The sequence below is a fragment of the Paraburkholderia sp. BL9I2N2 genome (assembly GCF_004339745.1).
Taxonomy (GTDB): Bacteria; Pseudomonadota; Gammaproteobacteria; order Burkholderiales; family Burkholderiaceae; genus Paraburkholderia.
The window spans coordinates 209,197-225,773 of sequence record NZ_SMGP01000001.1 but is presented as its reverse complement, the minus strand read 5'-3'; the positions used below and the strand labels follow the sequence as shown (position 1 = coordinate 225,773).

The following is a 16,577-nucleotide window of genomic DNA, read 5'->3' as shown; positions in this document are numbered from 1 at the left end:
ACGCGGCGGCTCACTCCTCGTCGCTGTCGTCGTCCTCATTGACGTCGTCCGACGGTATGCCGTAGCGCTTGACCAGTTCCGCCTTGAAACCGGTCAGCGTTTTCTGTTCGTCGCAAAGCTCGTACAGATAGCTCAGTTGCGACGGCCAGTCCTTCAGTTCCGTGGCGAAGATTTTCAGGCGTTCGACCGTATCGAGTGCCGCCGCCTGATCGCCGCTCAACGCCTGCAGCACCGCATACCGACGCAACACGGTTTCGCCCGGCAGCAGCGCCATCGCCTGTTTGTGCATGGCGAGCTTGTGTTGCAGATCCATCGAATTCATCGGCAAGAGCGTCGCGAGACCGTACTCGCCCCACGCCTGGAACAGGAACGACGGGTCCGCACGATACTGTTCGGCAGGACGCTGGCCGTAGTACAGCACCTCGGCGCGCGCGTAGTCGCGATAGACCGGATACAGTGCGGCCAGCCCACCGAACACCACCACGGCAAACGCGCCGAACGACAGGCGTGCCGGCACGAGGCGCAGCGGCCGCGTTTCCAGCAGGCCGAACACGAACATCGCCGGCAACAGGAAGAACATGTACTGCTGCGGATATTCGACCAGCGCGTGCATGACCAGCACGCCGATCAACGCAATGCCGAACACGCGCGCCGAGCTTTGCGGCGCGCGCACTACGCGTATGAGCCAGGTAATCAGCCCGAACAGCACGATCGCGAGGCCGATCAAGCCGGTCTTCGCCAGCAGGTCGATAAAGATGTCGTGCGAATTGTTGGCAATCTCGACGCCGCCGAGCGTCTTCGCGAACTCGTACTGATAGCTCGGAAATTCGCCCCAACCGACGCCCAGCAACGGATGCGTCTTGAACATCGTCCAGCCGTACTTCCACAGCGCGAGGCGCGGCGCGATCTGGCCTGCATCCTGAAAGCGTTCCGCGGCGGACTGGCCGAGCTCCAGGTGATAGTGAACGTTGGCCCAGCGGATCAGCGCATTGATCACGAAAAACAGCACGGCCAGCGCGATCGGAATGATCCATTCGCGATTGCTGCGGCGTAGCTGCAACTGATTGCGGGTCTGCGCGAACGCCATCCAGAAACCCGCCACGACGATCACGCCCATCTGCAGCCACGGACCACGCGACACGGTCAGCGCGAGGCCGACCGCGAAAATCGTCGACACGAGGAACCAGATGCTGATGGCAATCCGCCGCGTCTGCACGAGGAACAACGCCCCCGCCATCGCAAACGCGATATAGGTGGCGAGGTGATTGGCCTGCGCCATATTGCCAAACGGCCGGCGCTCGACGGTCACGTTATAGGCGACCACGAGCGGCGACACGCGCACTTCGAGGTGAAACAACTGGATGATCTGGCAGAACACCGCAAACAGCCCGCCGACGATCAACGCCCCGGCCGCCCAGCGCAACGCGGTCTCGTTAAGCTTGGCGCGCGTGAAGCCGTAACCGGCGTGCGTCGCCATGAAGGCCGCCAGCAGATAGCCGCCGCCGAGCCAGTTCATCGACGGCTGCGACACCGGCAACACCACCGACTGCGCCACCAGCAGCAGCCCGAACAGCAACGGCACCAGCGCGACCACCGGCGACGCGAACGTCACACGCGGCTTGGCGCTCGCCACCAGCAGCACGACGCCCGCGCCGGTCAGCAGATACAGCGCGAGCGCGGTGAATTCAGCGTAAAAGGTCGGAATCGGATACGTATGGTTGACAACTGCATAAGGCAGCACCAACGCGAGGGCCAACAGAATGAAAGACAGATAGCGCGCGAAAGGGGTGGGCATCGAGGAACCGGTGGGCGTCAGCAACCGGCGCACTATACAAAAAAATTCTCCCGCTGTGCGCCGGCCGGGCTGAAATATCCCGAAAATCAGCCTTTTACGTGTGGACGGCTGCGACGCCGCCCCGCTCTCGCGGTCATCGCGCTCATGTCGCAGTCGTTCATGAACGGCACTCCGGTGGGGCGAGATTCGACGGCAAAGTGGGCGCGTCGGCGGGTGCCGGCCCGGCGCCTGGCGCCGGCAGCGAGGACGCCGCCTTGCCGCCCGCGAAACATTCCCACGTAAGCGCGCCGGCCTGCACCCCGCCCTTGCTCAACGCGATGCGCGCAGTCGGCCCATCCACGTTGTCAGGCACCGATGGCACGAGCGTGAGCGTGTTCGAGCCCGCGGGCGCGACGCGCGTCGAGAAGGCGACAGTGATCTGGCCGGTGTCGTCGTCGACCCGAATGGACTCGACGTTGCGGGTGGCGGGCGGCGACGCATAACCACCGCTGAACGCGTTGCCGCTCGCGGCGTTTTCGGACACGGCCAGCCGCGCGGACGCCGCCAGCGACAGCCCTTCGCCGACGCGGCTGCGAGCCAGATAGTCCTGATACGCGGGAATCGCATACGCGGCGATCACGCCGACGATCGCCAGCACGATCATCAGCTCAATCAGCGTGAAACCGAAGCCAAGGCGTCGGCAGGCGCGCGCAAGCCGCGCGGACCAGCCCGCTCGGCACAATTCTGAGCGCGTGGACAGTGAGGACTGGGAGTAAGGGGAATAAGGCAAAGTGACGATCATCGGCAGGCTCCTGAAACGAAAAACGCCTGCCCCACGGATCGGGAACAGGCGTTTCAATCGTAGCCAGCGGCATTCGCGTCAGACAGTCAGCCGAACGGCCAACGCTGCAGCGCGGTTCGATTCAAGCCGGCGGCGGCTCCTGTCTCAAGCCGCCGCGCGATGGGCGTTGCGGCGCTTGAGCAGGTAACCGAGTACCACCACGAACAACGCGCCCGCGATGCTCATGCCGTATTCGGCCCACGGCGAATCGAGGATCGGCCAACGGTCGCCGGCCGGGTCGTTGATGATCAGGCCCCCCGCGATCCAGCCCAGCAACGCGGCGCCGAGCGTAATGACGATCGGAAAGCGGTCGAGCAGCTTGAGAACCAACTGGCTGCCCCAGACGATCAGCGGAATGCTCACCAAGAGGCCGAAAATCACCAGCGCGAGACGGTGCTCGGGATCGGCGGCCTCCGCCGCGCCCGCGATCGCGATCACGTTGTCGAGGCTCATCACCGCGTCCGCGACGATGATGGTCTTGATCGCCGACATCAGCTTGTCGGCCGGCTTGATGTTCTCATGCGGGTCGTGCGCCGGCGCCATCAGACGCACGCCGATCCACAGCAGCAGCAGGCCGCCCGCGAATTTCAGCAACGGCACATCGAGCAGGGCGACCGCGAACGCAATCAACGCCACGCGCAGGACGATGGCGCCCACCGTCCCCCACAGCACGCCCTTCGTGCGTTGGGACGGCGGCAAATTGCGGCAGGCCAGCGCGATCACGACGGCATTGTCGCCACCCAGCAGAATGTCGATGACGATAATCTGAATGACGGCGCCCCAATGGAGCGTGGCGAAGAACTCGAGCATGATTGAAAGAATAAGAAGAAATCCGACGCGCGGCCAATAAAAAAAGCGGAGGAGTCTACACTCCCCCGCTTTTTGAACCGCACGCTCACGAAAGGGCTTCGTAAGCGTATCAAAAAACGCGCCGTGACAGCGCGCGAATTTCGATTTACAGCATTGCCTTCAGAAGACGCGCCATTTCCGACGGGTTCTTCGTGACCTTGATGCCACAAGCGTCCATGATTTCCAGCTTCGCTTCAGCGGTGTCAGCACCGCCCGAGATCAGCGCGCCGGCGTGGCCCATGCGCTTGCCCGGAGGCGCCGTGACGCCAGCGATGAAGCCGACCACCGGCTTCTTCATGTTGCCCTTGATCCACTCAGCAGCGTTCGCTTCGTCCGGACCACCGATCTCGCCGATCATGATGACGGCGTCCGTTTCCGGATCGTCGTTGAACATCTTCATCACGTCGATGTGCTTCAGACCGTTGATCGGGTCGCCGCCGATACCGACTGCCGACGACTGGCCGAGGCCGATCGCCGTCAATTGGCCGACTGCTTCGTACGTCAGCGTGCCCGAACGCGACACGACGCCGATGCGGCCCTTGCGGTGGATGTGACCCGGCATGATGCCGATCTTCAGTTCGTCCGGCGTGATCGTGCCCGGGCAGTTCGGTCCGAGCAGCAGCGTCTTGCGGTTTTCGGCACGCATACGAGCCTTGAGCTCGATCATGTCACGGACAGGAATGCCTTCCGTGATACAGATCGCCAGGTCCAGATCGGCTTCGACCGCTTCCCAGATCGCAGCAGCAGCGCCTGCCGGCGGAACGTAAATCACCGACACGGTCGCGCCCGTTTCAGCCTTGGCTTCAGCGACGCTAGCGTAGATAGGAATGCCTTCGAAATCTTCGCCGGCCCGCTTCGGGTTCACGCCTGCAACGTACGCTTCACGGCCGTTTGCATATTCACGGCAAGCACGCGTGTGGAACTGACCGGTCTTGCCGGTGATGCCCTGCGTGATGACCTTGGTGTCTTTGTTAATCAGAATCGACATGTATTGACCTCTGTTCGTTTGGCGTCGCGCTGTTGCGCCGCGCGGCGGGATGTTCTCCGCCCGCGTCGCTCACGCGCCGCCATTCGTAATCCTGGTTAATTCTGGCAAAAGCCCCGCGGACTCGGCTTACGCCTTGCCCGAAGCAGCCGCGACGACCTTCTGAGCCGCTTCTTCCATGCTGTCCGCCGCGATGATCGGCAGGCCGGATTCAGCGAGCATCTTCTTGCCGAGGTCTTCGTTCGTGCCCTTCATGCGGACCACGAGCGGCACCTTCAGCGAGACGGCCTTCGACGCCGCGATCACGCCTTCCGCGATCACGTCGCAGCGCATGATGCCGCCGAAAATGTTGACCAGAATCGCGGTCAGGTTCGGGTTCTTCAGCATGATCTTGAACGCTTCCGTGACCTTCTCGGTCGTGGCGCCACCGCCCACGTCCAGGAAGTTCGCCGGTTCGCCGCCGAACAGCTTGATGGTGTCCATCGTTGCCATTGCGAGGCCAGCGCCGTTCACGAGGCAGCCGATGTTGCCGTCGAGCGAGATGTACGCGAGGTCGAACTTCGAGGCTTCGACTTCAGCCGGATCTTCTTCGTCCAGATCGCGATACGCGACGATTTCCGGGTGACGGAACAGTGCGTTCGAATCGAAGTTGAACTTGGCGTCCAGTGCGATAACCTTGCCGTCGCCGGTCAGGATCAGCGGGTTGATTTCGGCCAGCGAAGCGTCGGTTTCCCAGAACGCCTTGTACAGGCCTTGCAGGATCGCGCGCGCTTGCGGGATCGATGCGTCGGGCACGCCGATTTTCTTCGCGAGGTCGTCAGCTTCGGCGTCCTTCAGGCCGGTCGACGGGTCGACTGCAACCTTGTGGATCAGCTCGGGCGTCTTTTCCGCGACTTCTTCGACGTCCATGCCGCCTTCGCTCGATGCCATCACGACGATCTTCTGCGACACGCGATCGATCACGAGGCCGACATACAGTTCCTTCTTGATGTCAGCGCCTTCTTCGATCAGCAGACGATTCACCTTCTGGCCTTCCGGGCCGGTCTGGTGCGTGACGAGCTGCATGCCGAGGATCTGGTTCGAGTATTCACGAACCTGTTCCAGCGACTTGGCAACCTTCACGCCGCCGCCCTTGCCACGGCCACCCGCGTGGATCTGAGCCTTCACGACCCATACCGGGCCGCCGAGCTCTTCCGCGGCCTTGACCGCATCATCCACCGAGAAGACCGGCTTGCCGCGCGGTACCGCGACGCCGAATTTCCGCAGGATTTCCTTACCCTGGTACTCGTGAATCTTCATGCGTGATTCCCTTCAGTCTGAGAGTTGGATTGAACTTCGTTTCCGCTGCCGTCGTTCATGCCGGACGCGTTGCCGCCCTCGCCTGTCTGGCGGACTGCCCCGTCGCCTGACGATGCCGCGCGATCCGCTGTATACGGAGCGCGGCCATACCAGCGCGGATAAAACTGCTGCACCGCCTCGCCGTCGAAACGCAGCGCGTGGCAGCGTCCCAGCTGGAATGGCGGTTTATCGTTGGAATGCTCGCCTGTGCTGTTAGACGATCCGTCTCCTGAACCTGCGTTCGCGCCCGACGCGCCGTCACCGGTGTTCCACACTTCGCCGGCGAATGCCTGAATCGCGGCGGTCGGCAGGATCGCGCACAGCTCGGTGAGATGCGTGCAACCCGCCGTGCCGCCCAGCAAACGGGCAGACTCACGACGGAAGTTTTGGCGGAGATTGAGCCCGATGAGGGCACGGTAGGCGGGATTGCTGACTTGGCACAAACCAGGATAGGGCACCCAGTCGGACGACGCCTCGGCGTCGACGACATTGAGCTTGCGATCGATGGTGATGCGAAGCCAGAGTTCATGGATCGGCTGACCATTGGGCCGGACGCCCGACGCAAGCACCACATCGCGCGGTTTTTCGTCGGTCAAGCACGCTTCCACATCCCACAGGCCATCGGCTCGCTCATAGGCTTCCGCTCTGATTGCGCGACGATGGCGCAACTGACGGGACACTGGCGGGGAGAGCGGCATGCGGGAAGGAAAGGCCGGATTGGAAAACCCACGAATTTTAGCATACTGGGTATTTGGGACAGGTCCGATTGCGCACGGCCGCGCCGCAGGCGGCTGAGCGCGGAAGTCGCTGTCTTAAAGGGCTTGCGCGCCAATAAAGCCGCCGCGCTTACTCGCCCGCCCAGTCTTCGTCGATTCCCTTGAGGATTTTGCCGATCGTGGCGCCCGAAAATCCGCGCGAGGCCAGAAAGCGCGTCTGCTTCGCCCGTTCGGTGGGCGTTTCGGGAAGCCGGCCGAATTTCTTCTGCCAGACGGCGAGCGCACGAGCCAGTTCCGTTTCGCGCAATTGCGCGCTGGCTTCTTCGACGAGCGTCTGGTCGACCGAATGCTGCTTCAATTCGCCGACGATCCGGCTCGCGCCCAATCGCGACGAGCGCCGATGAATCAGACTTTCGGCGAAACGCGAATCGGACAGCCAGTTTTCGGCTTCGAGTGCGTCGAGCAAGGTGTCGAGCGAGTCGGTTTCCTCGACGAACGGCTTCAGCTTGCGCGCCAGTTCGGTGCGGCTGTATTCACGGCGGGACAGATAGCCGAGCGCGCGGCCTTTTAGCGACCGTGCCGGACGTTGGGATTTTTTGGCTTCGTCTTGCCCGGGTTTCGCTTCGCCTGGGACGCGACGCGAGCGAGTGTAGGTGGTTTCGGAGGGATCCGAGCCTACGGGCGGGGAGGATTCAAACTGCGCGCGCTGCGGATTGCGGCCCGCAGCGCGGTCATGTGCGTCGAACGATTCGAATGGATCGAACGACTCGTCGTCTTCATCACGCGGGCCGTCCGCGTGGCGTCCGGAATCGGACAACGGCCGGCCCTTGCGTATCACGTGATGGTTACTCTTCTTCGTCCGCGACTTCAGCGCCTGCGCCGGTCACGGCTTCAGCCATGGCATTCACGCCCAGCGATTCACGGATACGGTTTTCGATCTCGCGGGCGATATCCGGATTTTCGCGCAGGAATTCACGCGCATTGTCCTTGCCCTGACCGATACGTTCGCCGCTGTAGCTGTACCACGCGCCGGCCTTGTCGACGATCTTGGCCTGCACGCCCAGGTCGATGACTTCGCCCTGACGCGAAATACCTTCGCCGTACAGGATGTCGAAAATCGCTTCGCGGAAGGGTGGAGCAACCTTGTTCTTCACCACCTTCACGCGCGTTTCGTTGCCGATCACTTCGTCGTTCTTCTTGATCGAACCGATACGGCGAATGTCCAGACGCACCGACGCGTAGAACTTCAGCGCGTTACCGCCCGTGGTGGTTTCCGGGTTGCCGAACATCACGCCGATCTTCATACGGATCTGGTTGATGAAGATCACGAGGCAGTTCGTGCGCTTGATCGTGCCGGTGAGCTTGCGCAGCGCCTGCGACATGAGACGCGCTTGCAGACCCGGCAGCGAGTCGCCCATTTCGCCTTCGATTTCAGCCTTCGGCACGAGTGCCGCGACCGAGTCGATCACGATCATGTCGATCGAGCCCGAACGCACCAGCGCGTCGGCGATTTCGAGCGCCTGTTCGCCGGTGTCCGGCTGCGAAACCAGCAGGTCGTTCACGTTCACGCCGAGCTTGCCCGCGTACTGGATGTCCAGCGCGTGTTCCGCGTCGATAAACGCCGCCGTGCCACCGAGCTTCTGCATTTCGGCGACGACCTGCAACGTCAGCGTGGTTTTACCGGACGACTCCGGGCCATAAATTTCGACCACCCGGCCACGCGGCAAACCGCCGACGCCCAACGCGATGTCGAGGCCGAGCGATCCGGTTGAGACCACCTGGATATCTTCGACCGCCTCACCTGCGCCGAGCCGCATGACCGACCCTTTGCCGAACTGCTTTTCGATCTGCGCGAGTGCAGCAGCGAGTGCCTTGCTCTTTTCAGCAGTCAGTCCAGCCGAGCCTTTCTTGCTTTCTTCCATGAATCGTCCTTTGCTATGATGAACGGCGTCTGAGGCGGATGTGCAGCCCCGAGTTTCAACCTACTCGTGAAGGACAGCACACGAAACCCAGACACTGTATAAAAAAACAGTAGTTTTGGCAAGCACGATTCTCATGCGAACGCGCATTTTTACTGTCGCGCTGCCCAACTACCCACAATAATTTTCGGAGACCGCTGTGCGCCGGGGGACACCCCGCGGTGCCGGCAAGGCCAGGCTTGCGCACCATGCGAATTCTGATTGCCGAAGACGACAGCATACTCGCGGACGGTCTGGTTCGATCACTCCGCCAATCGGCCTATGCCGTCGATCACGTGAAGACCGGCGTCGAGGCCGACACTGCGCTGTCGATGCAAACGTTCGACCTGCTGATTCTCGATCTGGGCCTGCCGCGCATGTCCGGCCTCGAGGTGCTGCGCCGCCTGCGCGCGCGCAATTCCAACCTGCCGGTGCTGATCCTGACCGCCGCGGACAGCGTCGACGAACGTGTCAAGGGTCTCGATCTCGGCGCCGACGATTACATGGCCAAGCCCTTCGCGCTGAACGAACTCGAAGCACGCGTGCGCGCCCTGACGCGGCGCGGCGCGGGCGGCGGCCCGACGGTGGTGCGCCACGGCTCGCTGTCGTTCGACCAGGTCGGCCGGATCGCCTATGTCAATGAGCAGGTGATCGATCTGTCGGCGCGCGAACTGGGTTTGCTCGAAGTGCTGCTGCAACGGATCGGCCGGCTGGTCTCGAAGGAACAGCTCGTCGATCACCTGTGCGAATGGGGCGAGGAAGTCAGCAACAACGCAATCGAGGTCTACGTGCACCGCCTGCGCAAGAAAATCGAACCGAGCGGCGTGCGCATCATCACCGTGCGCGGTCTTGGCTACTGCCTCGAGAAAGCGGCGTCGCCGGCGAGCACGAGCGCGAACGCCACGACGACGCCCCCGCCCGCCGAGCCCGAGCCGCCCGCCTCGCCGCCGTCCGGCGCGATGCCGGCGAGCCATCACTACAAATAGAGGTCGCCCATGTCCGCGCGCGCAGACCGCGCTACGGCGCACGCGGCGGACCTCGACGAGGCGCGCGACGAGCGCTACGCCAATCCGTTCGCCCCGCCCGACGAAACCGAAGCCGCCGCCGAGGCGCGCCCGCGTTCGCTATTCGGCGAGATCCTCGACTGGATGCTGGCGCCGCTGCTGCTGCTTTGGCCGATGAGCCTCGCTGTCACGTATCTGGTCGCCAAGTCGATTGCAAACGGCCCGTTCGACCGCGCGCTGGAAACCGACGCGTACGTGCTCGCGCGCCAGATTCATCCGGTCAATGGCGTGGCGGAACTGACGCTGCCCGACTCCACGCGCGACTTTCTGCGCGCGGACAATGTGGACAGCGTGTTCTATCAGGTACTCGGCACGCGCGGCGAACTGGTGGGCGGCGAGCGCGACATGCCGCTGCCGCATGAGGAAGACCGGCCGCAGCCGGGGCTCGTCGAATTTCGTGACGACGTGCTGCGCGGCAACGATATCCGCGTCGCCTATACGACCGTCGAGTTTCCGCAGACGCCCGGCGCGCAGCCTGTGCTGGTGCAGGTCGCCGAAACGCTCGACAAGCGCAGCCAGCTCGCCAACGACATCATCAAAGGCGTGATCCTGCCGCAGTTCGTGATCCTGCCGCTCGCGATCCTGCTGGTGTGGTTCGGGCTCTCGCGCGGCCTCGCGCCGCTGCACGCGCTGCAGGCGCATATCCGCGCGCGCCGCCCGGACGACCTGTCGCCGCTCGAGGCACGCCGCGCGCCGCCGGAAATCGAGCCGCTCGTCACCTCGTTCAACGATCTGCTGACGCGCCTCGAACAGAACATGGAGCTGCAAAAGCGTTTTATCGCCGATGCCGCGCATCAGATGAAAACGCCGCTGGCCGGCCTGCGCACCCAGGCCGAACTGGCGCTGCGTCAGGACGCCTCCGCGGAAGTGCATCGCTCGCTGGAGCAGATCGCCACCAGCTCGGAGCAGGCCGCGCGGCTCGTCACGCAACTGCTGGCGCTGGCGCGCGCGGAGAACCGCATGTCGGGGCAGATTTTCACGCCGGTCGAGGTGACCGAAGTCGCGCGCCACGCCGTGCGCGACTGGGTTCAGGCCGCGCTCGCCAAGCAGATGGATCTGGGCTACGAAGCGCCCGAGGAGCCCGTCGAAGTGGACGGCAATCCGGTCATGTTGCGCGAAATGCTGTCGAATCTGATCGACAACGCCATCCGCTATACGCCGCCGGGCGGGCGCATCACCGTCAGGGTCAGGCATGATGCGCCGGCGCGGCTCGTGTATCTGGAAGTCGAGGATACCGGGCTTGGCATTCCGGTCGCCGAGCGTTCGCGGGTGATCGAGCGCTTCTACCGGATTCTCGGCCGTGAAGGCGACGGCAGCGGCCTCGGACTCGCGATCGTCCGCGAGATCGCGACCATGCACGGCGGCGAGCTGACGATCGGCGACAACGTCTACCAAACCTCGCCGCGGCTTGCCGGCACGCTCGTACGCGTCAGCTTGCATGTGCACGAACGGGCCGGGACTTACCCTAACGCAACTTGAACACGCAAACTTGCCATTTCGATATTGAGATAACTTGAGAGCAAATTAGCCGGTCTTGAGGCCAGATCGCCGCTGTTGGACAAAAACCCACAACACACGCAAAGCTGCAATTTCACCCCGCCACGTCAGTAGGCCGTAAGTTTCCACTCCAATAATCGGTTCCACGGGAACGCCGTTACCGGCGAACCGCGTGCATATCAATATTGGAGACGACATATGGCTACCGTTGGCGGGCAAATCTCGCACGTGCCGATGACGCGCGAAGAGAAGCGGGTGATCTTCGCATCGTCGCTGGGTACGGTTTTCGAGTGGTACGACTTCTATCTGGCCGGCTCGCTGGCGGCCTTCATCAGTAAGAGCTTCTTCTCCGGCGTCAATCCGACAGCCGCGTTCATCTTCACGCTGCTCAGCTTCGCGGCCGGCTTCGCGGTCCGGCCGTTCGGCGCGATCGTGTTCGGGCGCCTCGGCGATATGGTCGGGCGCAAGTACACGTTCCTCGTGACGATCGTGATCATGGGCCTGTCGACGTTCCTCGTCGGCTTTCTGCCGGGCTACGCGGCGATCGGCTTTGCTTCGCCGGTGATCTTCATCGCGATGCGGATGCTGCAAGGCCTCGCGCTCGGCGGCGAGTACGGCGGCGCCGCTACCTACGTGGCCGAACATGCGCCGCCCGGACGCCGCGGCTTCTACACGGCCTGGATCCAGACGACCGCCACGCTCGGCCTGTTCCTGTCGCTGCTGGTGATTCTCGGCGTGCGCACGGCAATGGGTGAGGACGCGTTCGGCGCCTGGGGCTGGCGCATTCCGTTCATCGCCTCGATCATCCTGCTGGGCGTGTCGGTGTGGATTCGTCTGCAACTGCATGAATCGCCGGTGTTCGAGCGCATCAAGGCCGAAGGCAAGACCTCCAAGGCGCCGCTGACCGAAGCCTTCGGCCAGTGGAAGAACCTGAAGATCGTGATCCTCGCGCTGATCGGCCTCACCGCCGGCCAGGCCGTGGTCTGGTACACGGGCCAGTTCTACACGCTGTTCTTCCTGACGCAGACGCTGAAGGTGGACGGCAGCAGCGCCAATATCATGATCGCGATCGCGCTCCTGATCGGCACGCCGTTCTTCCTGTTCTTCGGCTCGCTGTCGGATCGTATCGGCCGCAAGCCGATCATCATGGCCGGCCTGCTGATCGCCGCGTGCACGTACTTCCCGCTGTTCAAGGCGCTGGCGCACTACACCAACCCGGCGCTGGAAACCGCGACCGCGAAGGCGCCGATCGTCGTGATCGCGAACCCGGACGAGTGCTCGTTCCAGTTCAACCCGGTCGGCACCTCGAAGTTCACGAGTTCCTGCGACATCGCCAAGAGCGCACTCTCGAAGGCCGGCTTGAACTACGAGAACGTCGCCGCGCCGGCGGGCACGCTGGCGGAGATCAAGGTCGGCGATACGGTGATCAACACGTATGACGGCAAGGCCGCCGACGCCAAGGATCAAGGCAAAGCGTTCGACAAGACCCTCGCGACGACGCTGAAGACCGCGGGCTATTCGCCGAAGGCCGATCCCTCGCAGATCAACTGGCCAATGACCGTGGTGATCCTGACGATCATGATGATCTACGTGACGATGGTCTACGGACCGATCGCGGCGATGCTGGTGGAGATGTTCCCGACGCGCATCCGCTACACCTCGATGTCGCTGCCGTATCACATCGGCAATGGCTGGTTCGGCGGGTTCCTGCCGGCCACCGCTTTCGCGATCGTGGCGGCGAAGGGCAATATCTTTTCGGGACTGTGGTATCCGATCGTGATCGCGCTCATTACCTTCGTGATCGGCATGCTGTTCGTCCGGGAAACCAAAGACTCGGACATCTACGCGAAAGACTGAAACGTCTGATGACCGGAACAGCTTCTTGAAAAAGTTGTGCGCCGGGGGTTGACAGCCTCCGGCGCCATCCGCATAATCTCGCTTCTTTCGGCGAATTAGCTCAGTTGGTTAGAGCGACGGAATCATAATCCGCAGGTCCGGGGTTCGAGTCCCTGATTCGCCACCAGTTGCAAGAAAAAGCCGCTGATCCGCAAGGTTCAGCGGCTTTTTTGTTTTGGCTTTCCGAACTGCAACTACAGCAACTTCAAGGAGGTTTCTTGATGACGTTCCGCACCGCCACGCTTGCCGTGGCCACCGCTTCCATCGCGTTTCTCAGCGGCACCGCCGCACTCGCCGCTCAGGCTCAGACACCGCCCGACAGCCAGTGGCGCGCGAGCGCGACCACGCTGTCCACGCTCTTGCAGGACGGCTACAAAATCGTCGCCGTCGTGAATGGCGCCCATGGCAGCGCGGGCCCGGCCGACACGATTTTCGTCCAGCGCGATCAGAGCGCCTTCAAATGTATCGACCCGCAGCAGCCCGACGCGAAAACGAGAACATCCGTCGCGCCGCCTGCATGTTTCGAGTTGGTGCCGCCGTCGGGAGCGTCAGGGACGCCCGAGTCGAAGTAGTCGCCACGCGGCGTGCGGAAGCGCGCCGTCAACGCCCCCCACTTAACCCGATCGCGCGCCGGCTATCACCGATCCACCAGCCGGCTCAGATTGCCCCGTACGCGTTGCAACAACGCGATCAACTGCTTCGCTTCCTCTTCGGTGAAGCCGTTCAGCGCTTCGAGCGCGACTTCGTCGCCGACTTTGCGCGCCTTGCCGAGCGTGCGCTCGGCCTTCGGCGTCATGTGCACCTGGCGCTCGCGACGGTCCTGCGGATTGGCAGTCCGCTCGATCCAGCCGCCCTCTTCCATCCGGTCGAGCAGACGACCCGCCGAAATCGGCGCGACTTCGAGCAGGTCCGCGAGGCGCGCCTGATTGGTGTCGCCGTAATGCGCGAGGTAGGCCAGCACGCGGCACTGCGCGCGCGTCAGATCGACTGAAGACTTCGCGAGGTCGTCGAAACGCTTGCCCGTCAGGCGGCCGACGTCGGAAATCAGAAAGCCGAAGCGCTCATCGAGTTGGGTTTTCATGCGCGGATTATACGAAAGGCTTTCGTTTTTCAGGGTTGAAACGGGCGCAATTCACGCTCCGCATAATTCCCGATGGCAGACGCGCGCGCAACCGATATACTAAGCATGCTTACTATATCGACGACCCCGCTCATTCATGTCTTCCGACAACCCGGCGGCCAGCGCCGCCGCGCCGCTCAACCGCCCGATGATCACCATCTCGATCATGCTGGCGACGTTGATCCAGACGCTCGACAGCACGATCGCCAACGTGGCCCTGCCGCATATGCAGGGCACGCTGTCCGCGTCGCAGGATGAGATTACGTGGGTGCTGACCTCGTACATCGTCGCCGCCGCGATCGCCACGCCACTCACCGGTTGGCTGTCCGACCGGCTGAGCGTCAAGCGCCTGCTGATCTTCGCGATCGGTGGCTTCACGGTGTCGTCGGCGCTGTGCGGTTTGTCGGAGACGCTCACGCAAATCGTCGCGTCGCGTTTGCTGCAAGGGATTTTCGGCGCGTCGTTGGTGCCGCTGTCGCAATCCATCCTGCTCGACATCAACCCGCGCGAGAAGCAGGGCCAGGCCATGGCGGTATGGGGCATGGGCGTGATGGTCGGGCCGATTCTCGGGCCGACGCTCGGCGGCTGGCTCACCGACAGCTACAACTGGCGCTGGGTGTTTTTCATCAACGTGCCAATCGGCGCGTTCGCGCTGTTCGGCGTGGCGACCTTCCTGCCTTCGCGCGAGCCGAAACACGACGCGAAGTTCGACGCGTTCGGCTTCGCCACGCTTGGTCTCGCCATCGGCGCATTGCAGGCCATGCTCGATCGCGGCGAGCAACTCGACTGGTTCGGCTCGAACGAAATCGTCATCGAGGCGCTGCTTGCGGCCATCAGCTTCGCGTTTTTCCTCGTGCACACGGCCACCGTCGGCAAGAAATCGTTCTTCAAATACGAGTTGCTGAAGGACCCGAACTTCGCCACGGGGACGTTTTTCATCTTCGTGATCGGCGCGGTGATGTATGCGACGCGCGCGTTGCTTCCGCCTATGCTGCAGAACCTGATGAATTATCCGGTCGCGACCACCGGCCTCGTCACCGCGCCGAGCGGCGCGGGCACGATGGTCGCGATGCTGATCGCCGGGCGCCTGCTGAGGCGGATCGACGCGCGGCTCCTGCTGCTCGCGGGCTTCCTGATCTCGGCGTTCGCGCTGTGGCAGATGATGCATTACACGATCGTGCTGTCGGCATCGGACATCGTCTGGCCTGGGGTGATTCAGGGCTTCGGACTCGGTCTCGTGTTCGTGCCGCTCAGCGCGCTGACCTTCTCGACGCTCACGCCGGAACTGCGCGCGGACGGCACCGCGACGTACAGCCTGATGCGCAATATCGGCAGCAGTATCGGCATTTCGATCGTGCAAACGCTGATGACGCGCAACACGCAGGTCTCGCATGCGGACCTCGCGGCGAATATCACGCCCTTCAATCCCGCTATCCAGCCAATGCTCAATAGCGGATCGAACTACGACATGGCCGCATTGAACGTGTCGATCACCCAGCAGGCGTCGATGATCGCCTATCTGAACGACTTCAAGCTGATGTTCATGGCGACGCTGCTGGTTATTCCGCTACTGCTGTTGATCCGCCCTGCACACAAGGCGGCGGATGCGTCGGTGGCGCACGCCGCGATGGATTGAAGCGCGACGGCTGACGCGGCGCTGAACCGGATCGTCGCCGAGCGCCGCCGCGACGCCCACGCCTAAGCCTCGATCCGCCCGCGCGTCACACCCAACAGCCCCGCCATCGCCGCATGCGCCGCAGCCGCGTCGCGATCGCGAATCGCTTCGAACACCGCCGTGTGCTCGGCCAGCGACGCATTGAACACGTCCGCGCGTTTCGCGTTCAGACGCAGTTGCGCTTCGAGCGTGCGCTCGATCAGCGTGCCGAGCGGAATCAGCAATTCATTGCTGCACGCGGTCAGCACGCTCAAATGAAACTGCAGATCGGCACGCACCCATTCGTCGACATTGCGCGCCGCCACCATCGCCGCATGGGCCGCGGCGAGTGCGTAGAAAGTCTCGTCCGTGTGCGAGGCGGCCGCCAGACTCGCGGCGTACGGCTCGATCATCTCGCGCATTTCCTGCAGTTTGAGCGCGAACGTCATTGGCTCGGCGACCCGCGAGTACCAGTCGAGCACGTCGACATCGAGCAGATTCCACGCGCGTTTCGGACGCACGCGCGTGCCCACGCGCGGACGCGATTCGATCAAGCCTTTCGAAGTCAGCGTACGCAACGCCTCGCGCAACACCGTGCGGCTCACGCCGAACGTCTCCATCAACTCCGCTTCGCGCGGCAGGATGGAATCGGGCGCATAGTCGCCGCGCAGAATCGCGGTCGCCAGCAGATGGGCGACACGCCCATGCAGATCGTGCTGAATAGCTTTCTCCTAGCGGCCTCGCGGCGCTATCGATATTGGAACCGAGGCCGGAACGAGCGCGATTATCCGGTATCTCAACCTTCAGATCACTGCTTCGACAACGCCATGCCGAGACGCCGGTCTTGCCACTATATGGCCAATAGTACTATTAATAGTACTTAAA

15 protein-coding genes and 1 tRNA gene are annotated in these 16,577 nt (G+C 63.0%); 6 read left to right on the top strand and 10 right to left on the bottom strand.

Annotated elements, in window-relative coordinates:
- Window positions 1–10 precede the first annotated feature (10 nt).
- From B0G74_RS01040 to recA, 8 genes are all read right to left on the bottom strand, one after another.
- Window positions 11–1,795 (bottom strand): Wzy polymerase domain-containing protein, encoded by a 1,785-nt coding sequence (locus B0G74_RS01040; protein WP_132373226.1) that lies wholly within the window; start codon window positions 1,793–1,795, stop codon window positions 11–13.
- A gap of 157 nt (window positions 1,796–1,952) precedes the next feature.
- Window positions 1,953–2,576, bottom strand: coding sequence for a pilin (locus tag B0G74_RS01035; protein WP_132373224.1), 624 nt, complete (start codon window positions 2,574–2,576; stop codon window positions 1,953–1,955).
- A gap of 144 nt (window positions 2,577–2,720) precedes the next feature.
- Complete coding sequence (locus B0G74_RS01030; RefSeq protein WP_132373222.1) at window positions 2,721–3,425, bottom strand: TerC family protein; 705 nt, start codon at window positions 3,423–3,425, stop codon at window positions 2,721–2,723.
- Window positions 3,426–3,570: 145 nt separating this feature from the next.
- Window positions 3,571–4,452 (bottom strand): succinate--CoA ligase subunit alpha, encoded by an 882-nt coding sequence (sucD, locus tag B0G74_RS01025; protein WP_085487621.1) that lies wholly within the window; start codon window positions 4,450–4,452, stop codon window positions 3,571–3,573.
- A gap of 126 nt (window positions 4,453–4,578) precedes the next feature.
- Window positions 4,579–5,748 carry an ADP-forming succinate--CoA ligase subunit beta gene (gene sucC / locus B0G74_RS01020; RefSeq protein WP_020069250.1) on the bottom strand — a complete coding sequence of 390 codons (1,170 nt, stop codon included), beginning with the start codon at window positions 5,746–5,748 and terminating at the stop codon, window positions 4,579–4,581.
- Window positions 5,745–6,485 (bottom strand): DUF2889 domain-containing protein, encoded by a 741-nt coding sequence (locus tag B0G74_RS01015; RefSeq protein ID WP_132373220.1) that lies wholly within the window; start codon window positions 6,483–6,485, stop codon window positions 5,745–5,747. The genes sucC and B0G74_RS01015 overlap by 4 nt, the downstream gene beginning before the upstream one ends.
- 148 nt (window positions 6,486–6,633) lie before the next feature.
- Window positions 6,634–7,341 (bottom strand): recombination regulator RecX, encoded by a 708-nt coding sequence (recX, locus tag B0G74_RS01010; protein WP_132373218.1) that lies wholly within the window; start codon window positions 7,339–7,341, stop codon window positions 6,634–6,636.
- 7 nt (window positions 7,342–7,348) lie between these two features.
- A complete protein-coding gene (gene recA / locus B0G74_RS01005) occupies window positions 7,349–8,425 on the bottom strand; it encodes a recombinase RecA (RefSeq protein ID WP_132373216.1) in 1,077 nt (358 codons plus the stop codon).
- Between the two features lie 245 nt (window positions 8,426–8,670).
- Between recA and B0G74_RS01000 the strand changes: the two genes are divergently transcribed.
- The 5 genes from B0G74_RS01000 (at window position 8,671) to B0G74_RS00980 (ending at window position 13,490) form a co-directional block, all read left to right on the top strand.
- On the top strand, window positions 8,671–9,447 hold the full coding sequence (locus B0G74_RS01000) for a response regulator transcription factor (protein ID WP_132373214.1): 777 nt from the start codon (window positions 8,671–8,673) through the stop codon (window positions 9,445–9,447).
- A gap of 9 nt (window positions 9,448–9,456) precedes the next feature.
- Entirely contained in the window at window positions 9,457–11,004 is a 1,548-nt protein-coding gene (locus B0G74_RS00995) for a sensor histidine kinase (RefSeq protein ID WP_132373212.1), read from the top strand.
- A 216-nt stretch (window positions 11,005–11,220) separates the two neighbouring features.
- Complete coding sequence (locus tag B0G74_RS00990; RefSeq protein ID WP_132373210.1) at window positions 11,221–12,879, top strand: MFS transporter; 1,659 nt, start codon at window positions 11,221–11,223, stop codon at window positions 12,877–12,879.
- A gap of 89 nt (window positions 12,880–12,968) precedes the next feature.
- A tRNA-Met gene (locus B0G74_RS00985) sits at window positions 12,969–13,045 on the top strand.
- A gap of 94 nt (window positions 13,046–13,139) precedes the next feature.
- The gene (locus B0G74_RS00980; protein ID WP_132373208.1) at window positions 13,140–13,490 is read left to right on the top strand and encodes a hypothetical protein; all 351 of its coding nucleotides are present in this window, start codon (window positions 13,140–13,142) and stop codon (window positions 13,488–13,490) included.
- A 65-nt stretch (window positions 13,491–13,555) separates the two neighbouring features.
- Here the strand turns inward: B0G74_RS00980 and B0G74_RS00975 are convergent, their stop codons facing one another.
- Window positions 13,556–13,999 (bottom strand): MarR family transcriptional regulator, encoded by a 444-nt coding sequence (locus B0G74_RS00975; RefSeq protein ID WP_132373206.1) that lies wholly within the window; start codon window positions 13,997–13,999, stop codon window positions 13,556–13,558.
- A gap of 136 nt (window positions 14,000–14,135) precedes the next feature.
- On the opposite strand from B0G74_RS00975, the gene B0G74_RS00970 reads away from it, so the two are divergent.
- Entirely contained in the window at window positions 14,136–15,674 is a 1,539-nt protein-coding gene (locus tag B0G74_RS00970; RefSeq protein WP_132373204.1) for a DHA2 family efflux MFS transporter permease subunit, read from the top strand.
- A 62-nt stretch (window positions 15,675–15,736) separates the two neighbouring features.
- Here the strand turns inward: B0G74_RS00970 and B0G74_RS00965 are convergent, their stop codons facing one another.
- Complete coding sequence (locus tag B0G74_RS00965; protein WP_132373202.1) at window positions 15,737–16,414, bottom strand: FCD domain-containing protein; 678 nt, start codon at window positions 16,412–16,414, stop codon at window positions 15,737–15,739.
- Between the last annotated feature and the right edge of the window lie 163 nt (window positions 16,415–16,577).

Excerpts from the sequence above, each read along its gene's own strand:
- B0G74_RS00970 (WP_132373204.1), top strand. The coding sequence starts at position 14,136 with ATGTCTTCCGACAACCCGGCGGCCAGCGCCGCCGCGCCGCTCAACCGC.
- B0G74_RS01015 (WP_132373220.1), bottom strand. The coding sequence starts at position 6,485 with ATGCCGCTCTCCCCGCCAGTGTCCCGTCAGTTGCGCCATCGTCGCGCA.
- B0G74_RS00975 (WP_132373206.1), bottom strand. The coding sequence starts at position 13,999 with ATGAAAACCCAACTCGATGAGCGCTTCGGCTTTCTGATTTCCGACGTC.
- B0G74_RS01035 (WP_132373224.1), bottom strand. The coding sequence starts at position 2,576 with ATGATCGTCACTTTGCCTTATTCCCCTTACTCCCAGTCCTCACTGTCC.
- B0G74_RS00980 (WP_132373208.1), top strand. The coding sequence starts at position 13,140 with ATGACGTTCCGCACCGCCACGCTTGCCGTGGCCACCGCTTCCATCGCG.
- sucC (WP_020069250.1), bottom strand. The coding sequence starts at position 5,748 with ATGAAGATTCACGAGTACCAGGGTAAGGAAATCCTGCGGAAATTCGGC.
- sucD (WP_085487621.1), bottom strand. The coding sequence starts at position 4,452 with ATGTCGATTCTGATTAACAAAGACACCAAGGTCATCACGCAGGGCATC.
- B0G74_RS00990 (WP_132373210.1), top strand. The coding sequence starts at position 11,221 with ATGGCTACCGTTGGCGGGCAAATCTCGCACGTGCCGATGACGCGCGAA.
- B0G74_RS01030 (WP_132373222.1), bottom strand. The coding sequence starts at position 3,425 with ATGCTCGAGTTCTTCGCCACGCTCCATTGGGGCGCCGTCATTCAGATT.
- B0G74_RS00995 (WP_132373212.1), top strand. The coding sequence starts at position 9,457 with ATGTCCGCGCGCGCAGACCGCGCTACGGCGCACGCGGCGGACCTCGAC.
- B0G74_RS01040 (WP_132373226.1), bottom strand. The coding sequence starts at position 1,795 with ATGCCCACCCCTTTCGCGCGCTATCTGTCTTTCATTCTGTTGGCCCTC.
- B0G74_RS01000 (WP_132373214.1), top strand. The coding sequence starts at position 8,671 with ATGCGAATTCTGATTGCCGAAGACGACAGCATACTCGCGGACGGTCTG.
- recA (WP_132373216.1), bottom strand. The coding sequence starts at position 8,425 with ATGGAAGAAAGCAAGAAAGGCTCGGCTGGACTGACTGCTGAAAAGAGC.